The sequence below is a fragment of the Streptomyces sp. A18 genome (assembly GCF_059026065.1).
Window position 1 is genome coordinate 1 of record NZ_JBWLKL010000009.1, and the last position, 14891, is coordinate 14891.

At 71.7% G+C, this 14891-nt stretch carries 12 protein-coding genes and 1 rRNA gene; 8 read left to right on the forward strand and 5 right to left on the reverse strand.

The features are described from left to right. Positions 1-70, forward strand: a 5S ribosomal RNA gene (gene rrf / locus AC5P1C_RS16700); the annotation flags it as partial. Positions 71-162: 92 nt separating this feature from the next. Here rrf and AC5P1C_RS16705 read toward each other — a convergent pair. From AC5P1C_RS16705 to AC5P1C_RS16725, 5 genes are all read right to left on the reverse strand, one after another. Beyond that, positions 163-1473, reverse strand: a complete 1311-nt coding sequence (locus AC5P1C_RS16705; RefSeq protein ID WP_493866625.1) for a DUF58 domain-containing protein — start codon at positions 1471-1473, stop codon at positions 163-165. Further along, the gene (locus AC5P1C_RS16710) at positions 1473-2471 is read right to left on the reverse strand and encodes an AAA family ATPase (RefSeq protein WP_493866626.1); all 999 of its coding nucleotides are present in this window, start codon (positions 2469-2471) and stop codon (positions 1473-1475) included. Before AC5P1C_RS16710 ends, AC5P1C_RS16705 begins: the two co-directional genes overlap by 1 nt. Then, positions 2471-3772 (reverse strand): DUF4350 domain-containing protein, encoded by a 1302-nt coding sequence (locus tag AC5P1C_RS16715; protein ID WP_493866627.1) that lies wholly within the window; start codon positions 3770-3772, stop codon positions 2471-2473. The genes AC5P1C_RS16710 and AC5P1C_RS16715 overlap by 1 nt, the downstream gene beginning before the upstream one ends. Before the next feature lie 92 nt (positions 3773-3864). Continuing rightward, positions 3865-4593 (reverse strand): DUF4129 domain-containing protein, encoded by a 729-nt coding sequence (locus tag AC5P1C_RS16720; RefSeq protein ID WP_493866628.1) that lies wholly within the window; start codon positions 4591-4593, stop codon positions 3865-3867. A 4-nt stretch (positions 4594-4597) separates the two neighbouring features. Continuing rightward, positions 4598-5923, reverse strand: coding sequence for a glycerophosphoryl diester phosphodiesterase membrane domain-containing protein (locus AC5P1C_RS16725; RefSeq protein WP_493866629.1), 1326 nt, complete (start codon positions 5921-5923; stop codon positions 4598-4600). Between the two features lie 140 nt (positions 5924-6063). Between AC5P1C_RS16725 and mtnA the strand changes: the two genes are divergently transcribed. From mtnA to AC5P1C_RS16760, 7 genes are all read left to right on the forward strand, one after another. Continuing rightward, positions 6064-7257, forward strand: a complete 1194-nt coding sequence (gene mtnA, locus AC5P1C_RS16730) for an S-methyl-5-thioribose-1-phosphate isomerase (protein ID WP_493866630.1) — start codon at positions 6064-6066, stop codon at positions 7255-7257. A 4-nt stretch (positions 7258-7261) separates the two neighbouring features. Further along, on the forward strand, positions 7262-7951 hold the full coding sequence (mtrA, locus tag AC5P1C_RS16735) for a two-component system response regulator MtrA (protein ID WP_202121190.1): 690 nt from the start codon (positions 7262-7264) through the stop codon (positions 7949-7951). A gap of 1 nt (position 7952) precedes the next feature. Continuing rightward, positions 7953-10079: an MtrAB system histidine kinase MtrB gene (mtrB, locus tag AC5P1C_RS16740; RefSeq protein WP_493866631.1), complete on the forward strand. Its 2127-nt coding sequence runs from the start codon at positions 7953-7955 to the stop codon at positions 10077-10079. Next, the gene (locus AC5P1C_RS16745) at positions 10069-11967 is read left to right on the forward strand and encodes an LpqB family beta-propeller domain-containing protein (RefSeq protein WP_493866632.1); all 1899 of its coding nucleotides are present in this window, start codon (positions 10069-10071) and stop codon (positions 11965-11967) included. Before mtrB ends, AC5P1C_RS16745 begins: the two co-directional genes overlap by 11 nt. Before the next feature lie 184 nt (positions 11968-12151). Continuing rightward, a complete protein-coding gene (locus AC5P1C_RS16750) occupies positions 12152-12904 on the forward strand; it encodes a ComF family protein (RefSeq protein ID WP_493866633.1) in 753 nt (250 codons plus the stop codon). 316 nt (positions 12905-13220) lie between these two features. Next, entirely contained in the window at positions 13221-13913 is a 693-nt protein-coding gene (gene hpf, locus AC5P1C_RS16755; protein WP_493866634.1) for a ribosome hibernation-promoting factor, HPF/YfiA family, read from the forward strand. Between the two features lie 197 nt (positions 13914-14110). Then, positions 14111-14854, forward strand: coding sequence for a response regulator (locus AC5P1C_RS16760; RefSeq protein WP_493866635.1), 744 nt, complete (start codon positions 14111-14113; stop codon positions 14852-14854). Positions 14855-14891 lie beyond the last annotated feature (37 nt).

The window sequence follows — 14891 nt, forward strand, 5'->3', positions numbered from 1 at the left end:
GGAAGCTAAGCCTCACAGCGCCGATGGTACTGCAGGGGGGACCCTGTGGGAGAGTAGGACGCCGCCGAACTATTATTGACGGGAAACCCCCGCACCCTCTGGGTGCGGGGGTTTTCTGCGTTCCAGGCCCGCCCGAAAAGGCGGGCCTTTTTTGCGTGCTGATTAGAGGCGGCCGGCTGCCTTTAGGGACAGATATGCGTCTGCCAAGGCCGGGGCCAGGTCGGTGGGCGTCGCGTCTACGACCGTGACGCCGTGGCGGATGAGCTGCTCTGCCGTTCGGTGGCGTTCCGCGTGGGCCTGGGCGGCGGCTGCAGCGTCGTACACGGCCTCTGTTGTGCCGCGGGCCCTGGCCATTTGCTCGATGTGAGGGTCGGCCACCGATGCGAGAAGGACCGTGTGGCGCTGGGTGAGGCGGGAGAGCACGGGGAGCAGGCCCTCTTCGATGGGGGCCGCGTCGAGGCTGGTCAGCAGCACGATCAGAGAGCTGCGCTTCGCCGTGCGGAGGGCTGTCGAGGTCAGGCCTCTCGCGTCCGTCTCGACGAGCTCCGGTTCCAGCGTGGCCAGGGCGTTCACGACGGAGGGGAGTACCTCGCCCGCCGCCTTGCTCTGGACCAGGGCGCGTACCCGGCGGTCGTACGCGAGGAGGTCTACCCGGTCGCCTGCCCGGGAAGCCAGGGCCGCGAGGAGCAGGGCCGCGTCCATCGAGGCGTCGAGGCGCGGGGCGTCGCCGACGCGGCCCGCCGAGGTGCGGCCCGTGTCGAGGACCAGCAGGATGTGGCGGTCGCGTTCGGGGCGCCAGGTGCGGATGGCGACGGTGGACTGGCGGGCGGTGGCGCGCCAGTCGATGGAGCGCGTGTCGTCGCCGGGGACGTAGTCGCGGAGGCTGTCGAACTCGGTGCCCTGGCCGCGGGTCAGCACGCTGGTGCGGCCGTCGAGTTCGCGGAGGCGGGCCAGCTTCGACGGGAGGTGCTTGCGGCTGGTGAAGGGGGGCAGGACCCGGAGTGTCCACGGGACCTTGTGGGTGCCCTGGCGGGTGAGGAGTCCCAGGGGGCCGTACGAGCGGATGGTGACGCGGTCCGCCTGGTGGTCCCCGCGGCGGGTGGGGTGCAGGCGGGTGGTGAGGCGGCGGCGCTCGCCCGGCGGGATCGTCAACCGGCTGCGGGATGCCTCGACCTCGGTGCCGGGCTGCCAGCTGCTGGGGGGCCACGCGTCGCGGATTCGGGCGCGCAGGGGGCGGCCGGAGGGGTTGGTGACGGTCAGCTCCACGTCGGCGGCGTCTCCGAGCCGTACGGAGGTGGCGCCCGCGCGGGTCAGGCCGAGGCGGCGTACGGGGGCGGCCAGGGCGAAGTCGCAGGCGCAGGCCAGGGCCAGCGGGGTGTTCACGGCGAGGATGCCTGTCCAGCTGGGGTCCCAGATGCCTACGGGGAGGCTGCCGAGGGCCGCAAGGAGGGCTGCGCGGCCGGTGAGCGCCATCAGCGGGGGACCGGGACGTGCGCGAGGATCGCCGTGATGACGGAATCCGCCGTCACACCCTCCATCTCGGCTTCCGGGCGGAGCTGGACGCGGTGGCGGAGGGTGGGCAGGGCGAGGGCCTTCACGTCGTCAGGGATGACGTAGTCGCGGCCCGTCAGCCAGGCCCAGGCGCGGGCCGTCGACAGGAGCGCTGTGGCGCCCCGGGGGGAGGCGCCCAGGGTCAGGGACGGGGACTCGCGGGTGGCGCGGCAGATGTCCACCACGTAGGCGGTGATCTCGGGGGAGACCGACGTCTTGGCGACCGCGGCGCGGGCCGCCTCCAGGTCGGCGGGGCCCGCCACGGGGCGGATGCCGGCGGCGTGGAGGTCACGGGGGTTGAAGCCCTCGGCGTGGCGGGTGAGGACGTTGATCTCGTCCTGGCGGGAGGGGAGGGGGACGGTGAGCTTCAGGAGGAAACGATCCAGCTGGGCTTCGGGGAGCGGGTACGTGCCTTCGTACTCGACCGGGTTCTGGGTGGCCGCGACGAGGAAGGGCTCGGGGAGTGGGCGCGGGGTGCCGTCCACCGTGACCTGGCGTTCCTCCATCGCTTCGAGGAGGGAGGACTGGGTCTTGGGCGGGGTGCGGTTGATCTCGTCGGCGAGGAGGAGGTTGGTGAAGACCGGGCCCGGCTGGAAGGAGAACTCCGTGGTGCGGGCGTCGTAGATGAGGGAGCCCGTGACGTCGCTCGGCATCAGGTCCGGGGTGAACTGGACGCGCTTGGTGTCGAGTTCGAGGGATGCGGCGAGGGCGCGGACGAGCAGGGTCTTCGCTACTCCGGGGACGCCTTCGAGGAGGACGTGGCCGCGGCAGAGGAGGGCCACGACGAGGCCCGTCACCGCGGGGTCCTGGCCGACCACGGCCTTGGAGATCTCCGTGCGCAGGGACTCCAGGGAGGAGCGGGCGCTGCCGGAGCTCCCGGAGTTCTCGGCGTTCCCGGCGTTGTCAGTGGTCGGGTCCATCATGAAGTACGTACCTCTTTTTCGAGGGCGTCGAGTTGGTCGGCGAGGGTGATGAGGGCTGCGTCGTTGCCCGGGGGCGGGCCGAACAGGAGGGGGTGCAGGTCCTGGCCGGGGGTGCGGAGCCTGGCGGCCAGGGCGGGGAGCAGGGTCTCGGGCGCGTGCGCCTGGGCGGGGGAGACACCGATGAGGGGGGCGATGCGGGTGCGGGTGGCGGAGCGGAGGGCTGCGGACGCGCGGTCGCGGGCGTTCGCCTTGCGGTAGAGGCGGGCACGGCCTTCGACGGTCTCGGAGGCGCGGATGGCCACGGGGAGGCGTTCGGGGACCAGGGGGCCCAGGCGGCGGGCGCGCCACAGGGCGGCGAGAGCGGCGGCGATGGTGAGTTGCAGGGTGCCCCAGAGCCAGCCGTCGGGGATGAGGTCGAAGAAGTCGCGGTCGGCGGTGTCGTCGGTCGCCGCGTCGTCGGCGGGGGAGGGGAGGTACCAGACCAAGTTCGGGCGGGAGCCGAGGAGTTGCAGGGCCAGTGAGGCGTTGCCCTGCTCGTCGAGGCGGTCGTTGAAGAGGATGTCGGGGGCGCCGAGCACGACGGTGTCGCCGGGCCCGTCGGCCGCCGGGAGCTGGAGCAGGCTGGGCAGGCCGTCGGTGAGGTAGCAGGCTTCGGCGTCCGGGGCGAGGGTGTCGTAGCGGCGGCCGCCCACGTCGGCGGAGCCCGCGCGCTCGGCGGCGGGGAGGGAGCAGCGGGGGGAGAGCGTCGAGTCGAGGCTGGGGGTGGCGTCCACGGTGACCCCGGGCGCGAGGGTGCCGGCCGATGGGGTGCCGGGGGCGAGGAGCACGGTGCGGCCCCGGGAGTCCTTGGTGGCCGAGTGGAGGCGTGACTGCTGGCGCTCGGTGAGCCGGTCGGGGTCGGCCACCAGGAGCGTGGTGTCCGGGCCCGCCGCGGACCTGGCCTCTTCGGAGGTGGTGACCACGCGGGTGGATACGCCGCGGTCGGCGAGGAGTTCGGCGACGGCACGGCTGCCGTAGGGGTCGGCCGAGCGCGGGTCGAGGCGGCCGTGCTGGGCGCCGGAGCGGACGGCCGCGATGGCGATGGCGGCTGCCAGGAGGACGACCAGGGCGAGGAGGATGCCGCGGGTCCGGGTCCAGAGTTGGCGGGGGGTGGGGGTGGAGGAGGTCGGGGAGGCGGGGGTGGTTGCTTCGGGGAGGGAGGTGGTGGTCGCGGGGGCGATTCCGATGGGGGCCTGCTGCTTCGTCCCGCCCTCGTGGCCTGTCCTGCCTTGGTGGTCTGTCCCGGCTTCGTGGCCCATCCCGCCTGGGCGGCCCGTCCCGCCTTGGTGGCCCGTCCTCCCGCCCTCGTGACCCGTCCCGTCACCGCGACCCCTGGGGTCCTCGGGGGCCGTCAACTGGGGGCTCCCTCGTGGGCGTTGGCGAGGGTCGGCCTGGTGGTGGTCAGGGCCTTGTCCAGGGTGGTCAGTTGGCGGTACGTCGGTTCTGTGGCCGTGCGGCCGCCGTACGTGATGGCGTCGAACGACTGGGCCGCCGTGCGCAGTTCCGTGGCGTGGGTCGGGAGCGTACGGGACGCCTCCGCCGCCGCTTCGTCCGCCGTGCGGCCGGGGCGGGGGTCCAGGAGAGCGCGCTCCTCCAGAGCGCGGACGATCGCCCGCATGCGCTCCTGGACGGCTTGGTTCCAGTGGCCCTGGGCGGCGTGTGCCTCTGCGGCGGCGCGGTGCTCCGCGGCCGTGCGCGGGCGGTCGTCGAACAGGGCGGGGGCCGAAGTGGGGGCGCGGTGCGGGGTGCCCAGGCGCCACCAGAGGGCCGCAAGGAGGGCCACGACGGCCACGACGATGACCAGGAGGCCCAAGCCGCCGCCCGGGGTCGCCCCCGAGGCGGCGGTGAACAGGCCGTCGACCCAGTCCCAGAAGCGGTTCAGGGCGCGCTGCAGGAGGCTGGGGTCGTTCTCGTGGTACGGCGGCTTGGACAGTTCGCGCTCGGCGGCCTCCCGCGCGGGGGCGCGCGGGACCGTCACCGGTGGGTCGTCGTCGCCGGCGCGTCGTACGAGTGGTGCGACCGCCCTTGATGCGGCCGCTCCTGACCCGTGCGGCACTGCCCCCGTCACTGCCCCCGTCACCGCATCAGATCCCGGGGGTTCCGGGGGCGTTGGGGCCGTTCCCGCCCTGCATGCCCGTCTGGAGGCCCGCCGCGCGCGCGAGTTCCAGGTCGAGGGCCTCGCGGCGGATCCGCATGTCGATGTAGAGGAGGACCGTGACGCCGGCTGTGATCGGGAACGTCAGCATGGAGCCGATGACCGAGCCGACGCCGCTGACGATCAGGAAGGTCCAGCCGAGGTTGCCGGTGCCGCTGTCGAGGAAGCCGGTGACTCCGTCGCCGCTGACCGCCCCCGCGATGAGGGTGAAGGGGATGACGATGATCGACGCCACTACGTTCGCGATGATCGCGGCGAGCAGCTGGATGCCGAACACCCGCCACCAGGAGCCGCTGACCAGCTTCGCCGAGCGCGTCATCGACTTCTTCACGCCCTGCTTCTCCAGCATCAGGGCGGGCGAGGCGAGCGAGAAGCGGACCAGGAGCCAGACGGCGACGACGCCGGCGGCGAAGCCGCCGAGCACGGCGAGGCTGATGCCCGCGTCGGACGCCCCGGCCACCGCGATCAGTACGCCGGGCAGGGTGCCGACGGCGATGACCGCCATGCCGATGAGCGGGAGCAGCAGCGTCAGGCCGATCAGCCTCGGCAGCTGCGGCCTGGAGTCGTGCCAGGCCTCAGCGGTGGTGACCGACTTGCCGAGCACCGCGCGGCTGATGACCATCGTGAGCAGGGCGGTCGCGACGATCGTGCCGAGCAGGCTGATCAGCAGGATCACGCCGGAGCTCAGCAGGGTGTCGCCCAGGGCGCGGGTCAGTTCGCCGACGGTCGCGCTCGGGTCGTCGAGGGCTCTCGCGGTCTCGCTGTCGTTGAGGACGAGCCCCTGCAGCAGGATGACGACGATCTCCGTGAACACGGCCACGGCCAGCGAGATGCCGAGCACCGTGCGCCAGTACGTACGCATCGTGGAGACCGCGCCGTCCAGGATCTCGCCGACGCCGAGGGGGCGCAGCGGGATGACGCCGGGCTTGGCGGCGGGCGGCGGGCCCTGCCACGCGCCCCAGCCGGGGTAGCCGCCAGGACCGCCGGGTCCACCGGGGCCGGGACCGCCGGGGCGTCCGCCGCCCCAGCCACCGCCGCCCCAGCCACCGCCGGGGGGCGGAGGCGGCGGGGGCGGGGTCTGGCCGGGTGCCGGCGGGGTGGGGGCGGACCACTGGGCGGGCGGCGGCTGCTCCTTGGACCACTTCGAAGGCGTGCCGTCGGCCTTGTCCGCGGGCTCGGCAGGTTCGGGCTTGCCGGAGTCCTGTCCGTCGGAGGGGGCAGATCCGGGCGAAGCCCAGCCCGGAGTGTCGTTCATCGTCGCTCCTTCACGGTGCCCGTCCGCGGTCGCGGCGGCCGGTTGGCAGCCATCGTGCCACGGCACACCCTTGCGGTGACCGGGCAGCGTATGGGCTGCACACCTTCAATTGTCCGACAGGTACGGGGCAGACTGGGCGGATGGCTGATCAGTACGCGCAATCCGGCGATGACACACGGCCGACCCAGACCCCGACGAACTCAGCGAACCCCGTGCACGCGAAGACACCGGCGATCCCCGCGATCCGCTGGGCCGAGCCGCCGGAGGGGCCCGTACTGGTCCTCCTCGACCAGACCAGGCTGCCCGGCGAGGAGACCGAGCTGGTGTGCACGGACGCGCCCGCCCTGGTGCAGGCCATCCGCACGCTGGCGGTGCGCGGGGCGCCGCTGCTGGGCATCGCCGGTGCGTACGGCGTCGCGCTGGCGGCCGTACGCGGCTTCGACGTGGCCGAGGCGGCGGGCGCGCTCGCGGGGGCCCGGCCCACCGCGGTGAACCTCGAGCGCGGCGTACGCAGGGCCCTGACGGCATACCGCTCGGCGCTCGCGGGCGGGGCCGACCAGGAGCTCGCGGGCGCCGCCGCCCTTCGGGCCGCGCGGGCGTTGCACCGGGAGGACGCCGAGGCCAGCGCGAGGATGGCGGTGCACGGTCTGGCGCTGCTCGACGAGATGCTGCCCGGTGGCGGTCACCGGATCCTCACCCACTGCAATACGGGGGCGCTGGTCTCCGGCGGTGAGGGCACGGCGTTCGCGGTGGCCCTTGCCGCGCACCGGAAGGGACGTCTTCGCAGGCTGTGGGTGGACGAGACGCGTCCCTTGCTGCAGGGTTCGAGGCTGACCGCGTATGAGGCGGCGCGGGCCGGAATGGCGTACACCTTGCTTACGGACAACGCGGCGGGGTCGCTGTTCGCGGCGGGTGAGGTGGATGCCGTACTGATCGGTGCCGACCGCATCGCGGCGGACGGTTCGGTGGCCAACAAGGTGGGGAGCTATCCGCTCGCTGTGCTGGCCCGCTACCACCACGTGCCGTTCATCGTGGTGGCACCGGTCACCACCGTGGACCCGGATACGCCGGACGGAGCGTCCATCGAGGTGGAGCAGCGGGCGAGTCATGAAGTGACGGAGGTCACGGCACCCTATGTGCCGATGGCCGGGCTTGAAGCGGGAGGCGGGATCGCGGTGGCACCTCTGGGGACCCAGGCGTACAACCCCGCGTTCGATGTGACACCTCCGGAGTTGGTGACGGCGATCGTCACCGAGGGGGGCGTCGTTTCGCCCGTGACAGCAGGGGGCCTCGGCGAGCTGTGTGCCAGGTCACGCCAGGTAACGATGAGCTAATGGGATGATGTCAGGCATGAAGGGACGAGTCCTTGTCGTCGACGACGACACCGCACTGGCCGAGATGCTCGGGATTGTGCTGCGTGGAGAAGGTTTTGAGCCGTCGTTCGTAGCTGATGGCGACAAGGCGCTGGCCGCTTTCAGGGAGGCAAAGCCGGATCTTGTACTGCTGGATTTGATGTTGCCGGGCCGTGATGGCATCGAGGTGTGCCGCCTGATCAGGGCGGAGTCCGGCGTGCCGATCGTCATGCTCACGGCAAAGAGCGACACCGTGGATGTCGTGGTCGGCCTGGAGTCCGGCGCCGACGACTACATCGTGAAGCCCTTCAAGCCGAAGGAGCTCGTGGCACGCATCAGGGCGCGGCTGCGGAGGTCCGAGGAGCCCGCGCCGGAGCAGCTCACCATCGGTGACCTGGTCATCGACGTGGCGGGGCACTCCGTGAAGCGTGAGGGGCAGTCGATCGCGCTGACGCCGCTCGAGTTCGACCTCCTGGTCGCGCTGGCCCGCAAGCCGTGGCAGGTGTTCACGCGTGAGGTGCTGCTCGAGCAGGTCTGGGGCTACCGCCACGCGGCCGACACCCGTCTTGTGAACGTGCACGTGCAGCGGCTGCGCTCGAAGGTCGAGCGTGACCCCGAGCGTCCGGAGATCGTGGTGACCGTCCGTGGTGTCGGTTACAAGGCCGGACCGAGCTGACGTGACCCGGGACAGTTCCCCCGCACCGCCCGGGGCACCGGGCGGCCGCTCGGGGCGGACTGGAGGGGCCCGGAGCCCGGGAGCGGCGCGGCGCGGCTCGACGCTCGGCAGGCTCCTCGACGGCGGTCTGCTGCTGCAGGACGGGGTGCAGGGCAGCCCCGTCCTGAGGCTCTTCGCGCGCTGGGTGCGGCGGCCGCTGCTGCCCGCCCTGCGGCTGTGGCGGCGCAACATCCAGCTGAAGGTCGTCGTCACGACCCTGCTGATGTCGCTCGGTGTCGTGCTGATGCTGGGCTTCGCCGTCATGAGCTCCGTGAACAACGGCCTGCTCAAGGCCAAGGTGAAGGCCTCGCAGAGCCAGGCCGACGGCGGCTTCCGGGCCGCCCAGGACGAGGCGAACTCCGCCAGGCCGCGCTCGGGGCAGGACAGCGGCGGCACGTCCGACGGCGGGGCCACTCCGCCCACCGCCGTGTGGATGTCCGACCTGGTGGAGCAGCTCTCCAGCGGCGGCCAGAGCGCGTTCAACGTGGTGACGCTGAGCCCGACGTCCACGTCCGACGGCGCCAGGGTGAGCGGGCCGCGTGCCTCCGGGGGCGTGGACCCCATCCAGAGCGTGCCCGAGTCGCTGCGCAGCAGCGTGGACAAGGGCACCAGGGCGTATCAGAGCAATACGCGGCTCGTCTTCAACGACGGCCGTGACCCACAGCCCGGCCTGGTCATCGGCAAGCGCCTGAACGACCTGAACGGCGATCCCTACCAGCTGTACTACCTCTTCCCGCTGACGCAGGAGGAGGAGTCCCTCGGCGTCGTCAGGACGACGCTCGCCACCGCGGGACTGTTCGTCGTGGTGCTGCTCGGCGCCATCGCCTGGCTGGTGGTGCGCCAGGTCGTCACGCCGGTACGGATGGCCGCGGGCATCGCCGAGCGGCTGTCCGCCGGGCGCCTTCAGGAACGTATGAAGGTCACCGGAGAGGACGATATCGCGCGGCTCGGTGAGGCCTTCAACAAGATGGCGCAGAACCTCCAGCTGAAGATCCAGCAGCTGGAGGAGCTCTCGCGGATGCAGCGGCGCTTCGTCTCGGACGTCTCGCACGAGCTGCGCACGCCGCTGACGACCGTACGGATGGCGGCCGATGTCATCCACGACGCGCGCGTGGACTTCGATCCGGTGACCGCGAGGTCGGCCGAGCTGCTCGCCGATCAGCTGGACCGGTTCGAGACGCTGCTCGCGGACCTGCTCGAGATCAGCCGGTTCGACGCGGGCGCGGCGGCCCTTGAGGCCGAGCCGATAGACCTGCGTGAGGTCGTACGACGAGTCGTGGGCGGCGCCGAGCCGCTCGCGGACCGCAAGGGGACGCACATACGGATCGTCGGGGACCAGCAGCCCGTGGTCGCCGAGGCCGACGCGCGGCGCGTGGAGCGGATCCTTCGCAACCTCGTGGTGAACGCCGTGGAGCACGGCGAGGGCCAGGACGTCGTGGTGCGGCTCGCGGTGGCGGGCGGCGCGGTCGCCGTCGCGGTGCGGGACTACGGAGTGGGGCTCAAGCCCGGCGAGGCGACCCGGGTGTTCAGCCGCTTCTGGCGGGCCGACCCGGCACGCGCGCGTACCACCGGTGGTACGGGCCTCGGGCTCTCCATCGCGCTCGAAGACGCCCGGCTGCACGGCGGCTGGCTGCAGGCGTGGGGCGAGCCCGGCGGCGGTTCGCAGTTCCGCCTGACGCTGCCGCGCACGGCGGACGAGGCGCTGCGGGGCTCGCCGATACCGCTGGAGCCCGACGACTCGAGGCGCCACCGCGGCCTGAACGACGCGGGCCTCCCGCTCGGCGGCGCGAACAAGCTCGCCACGGTGCCTGCGCAGCCGTCGACCTCCGAGAGGGTGCCGCCGCCCGTCCCGGCGAGGGCACCGGCGGCACCCCGGTTCGTACAGCAGTCCGCGACGGCGGACCCGACGGCGTTGCCCGGGAGCGGTGCGCGCGTCGTGCCGCGGCGGTCGGCGGACGCCGAGCCCGGGGGAGCCGGTGAAACGGCCGCGGACGCCGCGCCGGAGCGGGAACACGCGAGCGAGACGGAAGCGGAGTCCACCAGGGAAGCGGATCCCGCCAGGGAAGGGGAGGCCTCGCGTGGGCGCTGACCACGATCGCCACGAGAACCGGCGTCCACCGTGCGAGCACCGGCGTCCCCTGCGGGCCGGCGTGCTGTTCGGCTCCTGCGGGGTGCTGCTCGCGGGCTGTGCCTCGATGCCCGACAGCGGCAACCTGAAGGCGGTGGATGCCTCCCAGCGGCCGGACTCGCAGTCGCAGGTCCGCGTCTACGCGATGCCGCCGGGTGAGGACGCGGGGCCCGAGGAGATCGTGCAGGGCTTCCTTGAGGCGCTGACGAGCGACGACCCGGAATTCGCGATGGCGCGCAAGTACCTGACGAAGGAAGAGTCCAAGAGCTGGAACCCGGATCTGCGGACCACGGTGCTCGAGAACGGGCCGAGCACGGCTTCGGGCAGTGTCGGGGACGGCGGTGTCGGGAACAGTGGTGAGGCCGGCCGGGTGTTCCCGCTGACCGGGCGAAAGGTCGCCACCGTCGACGACCAGCACGCGTACCACCTCGACAACGCGGCGTACAACCAGACCGTTCACCTCACGCAGCAGGACGGGCCGAACGGCAAGGAGTGGCGGATCGACCGGGCTCCGCAAGGTGTCGTGCTCGGGCAGTCCGACTTCCAGCGCATCTACTGGTCCGTCAACAAGTACTTCTTCGCGACGCCTTCGTTCGGTTCGTCCGGTGCCCCCGGTGGCGGCCAGGGAGGGCTCGTCGCCGACCCCGTCTACATACGCCAGCGAATAGACCCCGTGACGGAGACGGTCAAGGCGCTGCTCGACGGACCCACCACCTGGCTCAAGCCGGTCGTGGACACGCGCTTCCCGACGGGTACGCGGCTCAAGGAGGGCACCAAGACTCTGGCACCCGACGACCAGGGCAAGTTGACGGTGCCGCTGAACGGCAAGGCCGATCCCATCGGCCAGGAGAAGTGCACCGAGATGGCCGCGCAAATGCTGTTCACGCTCCAGGACTTGACGTCGTCCGGCGTCGAAGAGGTGGAACTGCAGCGCCGCAACGGCTCGCAGCTGTGCGTCCTGAGCAAGGAGCGCGCCGAGTCCGTCGCCGCGCGCCGCACCGCGGACCACCCCGCCTTCCAGTACCTCATCGACGACAAGCGGCGGCTCGTGCGGATGTCGGCGAACGCCGAGAGCAAGGATGATCCGACGCCCGTGCAGGGGCAGTTGGGCAGTGGCGAGCAGCCGCTGCGCTCCGCCGCCGTGTCGCGGGACGAGGAGCGGGCGGCCGGGGTGTCGCTCGACGGGCGCTCGCTGTACATGGGATCGCTGATCTCCGAGGGGCCGCTCGGCAAGCCGGAGGTGCGCAGCAAGGCCAAGTCGGAGGACGACGGTCTGTCCACGCCCAGTTGGGACGGCCGTGGCGACCTCTGGGTGGCCGACCGCGACCCGAAGCGGCCGCGGCTGCTCTGGCTGGATCAGGGCGCGGGAGAGCCGCTGCCGGTCACGACCTCGGGCCTCGACGGACGGATCGAGGCGGTGCGGGTGTCGGCCGACGGCGTACGGGTCGCGCTGCTCGTCAAGAAGGACGGCAAGACGTCCCTGCAGATCGGCCGTGTCGAGCGGACGGGCGCGAAGGGTGAGCAGCCAGGCATCTCGGTGGTCGAACTGCGCCGGGCGGCACCGCAGATGGAGGAGGTCACCGCCATGTCGTGGGCGGGCGGCAGCCGCCTCGTGGTGGTCGGGCGCGAGTCCGGTGGCGTGCAGCAGATGCGGTACGTCCAGTCCGACGGCTCGGTGCCCGCGGGCGCGACGCTGCCCGGCCTCACCGGCGTGAAGGAGATCGCGGCGTCCGAGGACGAGCAGCAGCCGCTGGTGGCGCACTCGGACGACGGGATCGTGCGGCTGCCGACGGGTGCGCAGTGGCAGACGGTGGTCAAGGAGGGGACGGCGCCGGTCTATCCGGGGTGAGCGCGTCTGTCCGGGGTGAGCCGGGGTGCGCGCCCCTCTCCGGGGTGAGCCGGGGTGAGCCGGTGTGAGCGTGTCTGTCCGAGGAGGCCGTCGACCGTAACGCCTGTACGGGGACGTGGAGTTGTCCACAGGCGGTTTTCCACAGGGGTGGCAAGGCTTCTCGCGCCTTGGCACAGTGGTGGACATGCCGGGGTGGTGGCGGGACCTCACCGATCTGGTGCTGCCGGCCGAGTGCGGAGGCTGTGGCACGCCGCGTACGGCACTCTGCACGGAGTGCCGCGAGGCCCTGTGCGGGGCCCCGCCCTGCCGGGTGAGTCCCGATCCCCGGCCGGCCGGGCTGCCGGTGGTGCACGCGGCGGCTCCGTACGGGGACGCGGTGCGGGCGCTGCTGCTCGCGCACAAGGAGCGGGGCGCCCTGGGGCTGGCGGGGCCGCTGGGCGCGGGGCTCGCCGGGGCGGTGCGTGCGGGACTGCGGGGCGGTGACGCTCCGGTACTGCTCGTGCCCGTGCCGTCGGCTCGCGGGGCCGTGCGGGCGCGTGGGCACGATCCCGTACGGCGGATCGCGCTGGCCGCCGCCGGTGAGCTGCGCCGGGGCGGGACGCGGGCCCGGGTGCTCTGCGTGCTGCGCCAGCGGCGTGCCGTGGCCGACCAGGCGGGGCTCAACTCCCGGCAGCGGCAGGTGAATCTGCAGGGCGCCCTGGAGGTGATCGCGGGTGGTGGGCGGCTTCTCGCCGAGGGTGGCACGATCGTGATCGTGGACGACCTGATGACCACGGGCGCGTCTTTGGTGGAAGCGGCCCGCGCAATACGTGAGGCACACACGGAAAGTAAAGGGTCGACCCAGGCGGTAACAGCCCGTGAAATAGCGTGCGGGAACTCGATCACCGCCGCTGTAGTCGCCTCCTCGCCGGATTCTTTCGGACTAAACCGGAACTGACCGGGAAGTTGCATCGTTGCAGGTAGTGAGAGGGCCAATACACCTGAATGGGGGTACGCGGCGGTAGAGGGTGACGACATCCGTCCGGGCGAGATATGTTCGGTTGTGAGGAATGGCGGATGCCGCCCCTCGCATATCGGAATGCCGGTCGCCGGGTTTTTCTCCAATCTTCCGGGCCGGTCGGGGTGTAGATCTTGTTCGCGGGGGAGGAGGAGGTGGAAGTCACCGAGTCCGAGGCTCCGGGAGTCACCGGGGCCTGGTGCAAAAGGGAGATGCTCCGCCGCCGAAGCGGGGCGATCCGGGAACGGAGTTCTGCGTGGACATCGTCGTCAAGGGACGCAAGACCGAGGTGCCCGAGAGGTTCCGCAAGCACGTGGCCGAGAAGCTGAATCTGGAGAAGATCCAGAAGCTCGACGGCAAGGTGATCAGCCTCGACGTCGAGGTGTCCAAGGAAACCAACCCGCGTCAGGCCGACCGTTCCGACCGCGTGGAGATCACACTCCGCGGGCGTGGACCCGTGATCCGTGCGGAGGCCTCGGCAACCGATCCGTACGCGGCGCTGGACCTGGCCACGGCCAAGCTCGACGCACGGCTGCGCAAGCAGCACGAGAAGCGCCACAACCGGCGCGGCACCGGCAGGCTCTCCGCCGCCGAAGTGACCGAGCGGGTGCCGGAGGCGGCGTACCTCAACGGAGACGGCACCGTCGCACGTGAGGAAGAGCCGGACGGCGTGCCCGTCAAGAGGATCGGCTCACTGGAGATCCAGGGCGAAGGCCCGCTCGTGGTCCGCGAGAAGAGCCACGTGGCGGCCCCGATGTCGCTCGACCAGGCGCTCTACGAGATGGAACTCGTCGGGCACGACTTCTACTTGTTCGTCGACTCGGAGTCGAAGGAACCGAGTGTCGTCTACCGGCGGCACGCCTACGACTACGGCGTCATCCGCCTCAACACCGACCCCATGGTCGCGCGGGCAGAGTCCGGCGGCGGGGGCGGTGCGCTCGGCGGCTGAATCCAGGTCGGCCGAGGGCTGAGATGGTGCCCCTGGAGCGCGTATGCGCCCCCAGGGGCACCATCGTGCGACCCCTGCGCGCACCGCGCGGCCGTCCGGGCATGAAATCATGGGCGGAGCCGGTCAACCGGTGTGCTGCTGCCTCAGGTTGGCGGCAGTAGACGCACAACGGGCCATGGCCTTCAGGGGGAGGAACGATGGCGGACAGCTTCGGACCGATGCGGGACGAGGATGCCGACGACGGCACGGGCATCGGCACGGACGCGGGCGCACCGCGCAAGGAGCCCATCAGGGTTCTCGTGGTGGACGACCACGCGCTCTTCCGCCGTGGTCTGGAGATCGTCCTCGCCGCCGAGGAGGACATCCAGGTGGTCGGAGAGGCGGGCGACGGCGCCGAGGCGGTGGACAAGGCCGCGGACCTGCTGCCGGACATCGTGCTGATGGACGTACGCATGCCCAAGCGCGGCGGGATCGAGGCGTGCACCTCCATCAAGGAGGTCGCGCCCAGCGCCAAGATCATCATGCTGACGATCAGCGACGAGGAAGCCGACCTCTACGACGCGATCAAGGCGGGCGCCACGGGCTATCTCCTCAAGGAGATCTCCACGGACGAAGTGGCCACGGCGATTCGCGCGGTGGCCGACGGGCAGTCGCAGATCAGTCCGTCCATGGCGTCGAAGCTGCTCACCGAGTTCAAGTCGATGATCCAGCGCACCGACGAGCGCAGGCTTGTGCCCGCGCCGCGGCTGACCGACCGCGAACTGGAAGTGCTGAAGCTGGTGGCCACGGGGATGAACAACCGCGACATCGCGAAGGAGTTGTTCATCTCCGAGAACACCGTGAAGAACCACGTGCGCAACATCCTGGAGAAGCTGCAGCTGCACTCCAGGATGGAGGCGGTCGTGTACGCGATGCGGGAGAAGATCCTCGAGATCAGGTGAGAGCTCCCCCTGACCTCAGGCGAGAGCTCCCCCCCCC

What these genes read in the sequence shown, in the direction of transcription:
- AC5P1C_RS16705 (WP_493866625.1), bottom strand. Translation starts at nt 1,473, where the DNA reads ATGGCGCTCACCGGCCGCGCAGCCCTCCTTGCGGCCCTCGGCAGCCTC.
- AC5P1C_RS16710 (WP_493866626.1), bottom strand. Translation starts at nt 2,471, where the DNA reads ATGGACCCGACCACTGACAACGCCGGGAACGCCGAGAACTCCGGGAGC.
- AC5P1C_RS16715 (WP_493866627.1), bottom strand. Translation starts at nt 3,772, where the DNA reads ATGGGCCACGAAGCCGGGACAGACCACCAAGGCAGGACAGGCCACGAG.
- AC5P1C_RS16725 (WP_493866629.1), bottom strand. Translation starts at nt 5,923, where the DNA reads ATGAACGACACTCCGGGCTGGGCTTCGCCCGGATCTGCCCCCTCCGAC.
- mtnA (WP_493866630.1), top strand. Translation starts at nt 6,064, where the DNA reads ATGGCTGATCAGTACGCGCAATCCGGCGATGACACACGGCCGACCCAG.
- mtrA (WP_202121190.1), top strand. Translation starts at nt 7,262, where the DNA reads ATGATGTCAGGCATGAAGGGACGAGTCCTTGTCGTCGACGACGACACC.
- AC5P1C_RS16750 (WP_493866633.1), top strand. Translation starts at nt 12,152, where the DNA reads ATGCCGGGGTGGTGGCGGGACCTCACCGATCTGGTGCTGCCGGCCGAG.
- AC5P1C_RS16760 (WP_493866635.1), top strand. Translation starts at nt 14,111, where the DNA reads ATGGCGGACAGCTTCGGACCGATGCGGGACGAGGATGCCGACGACGGC.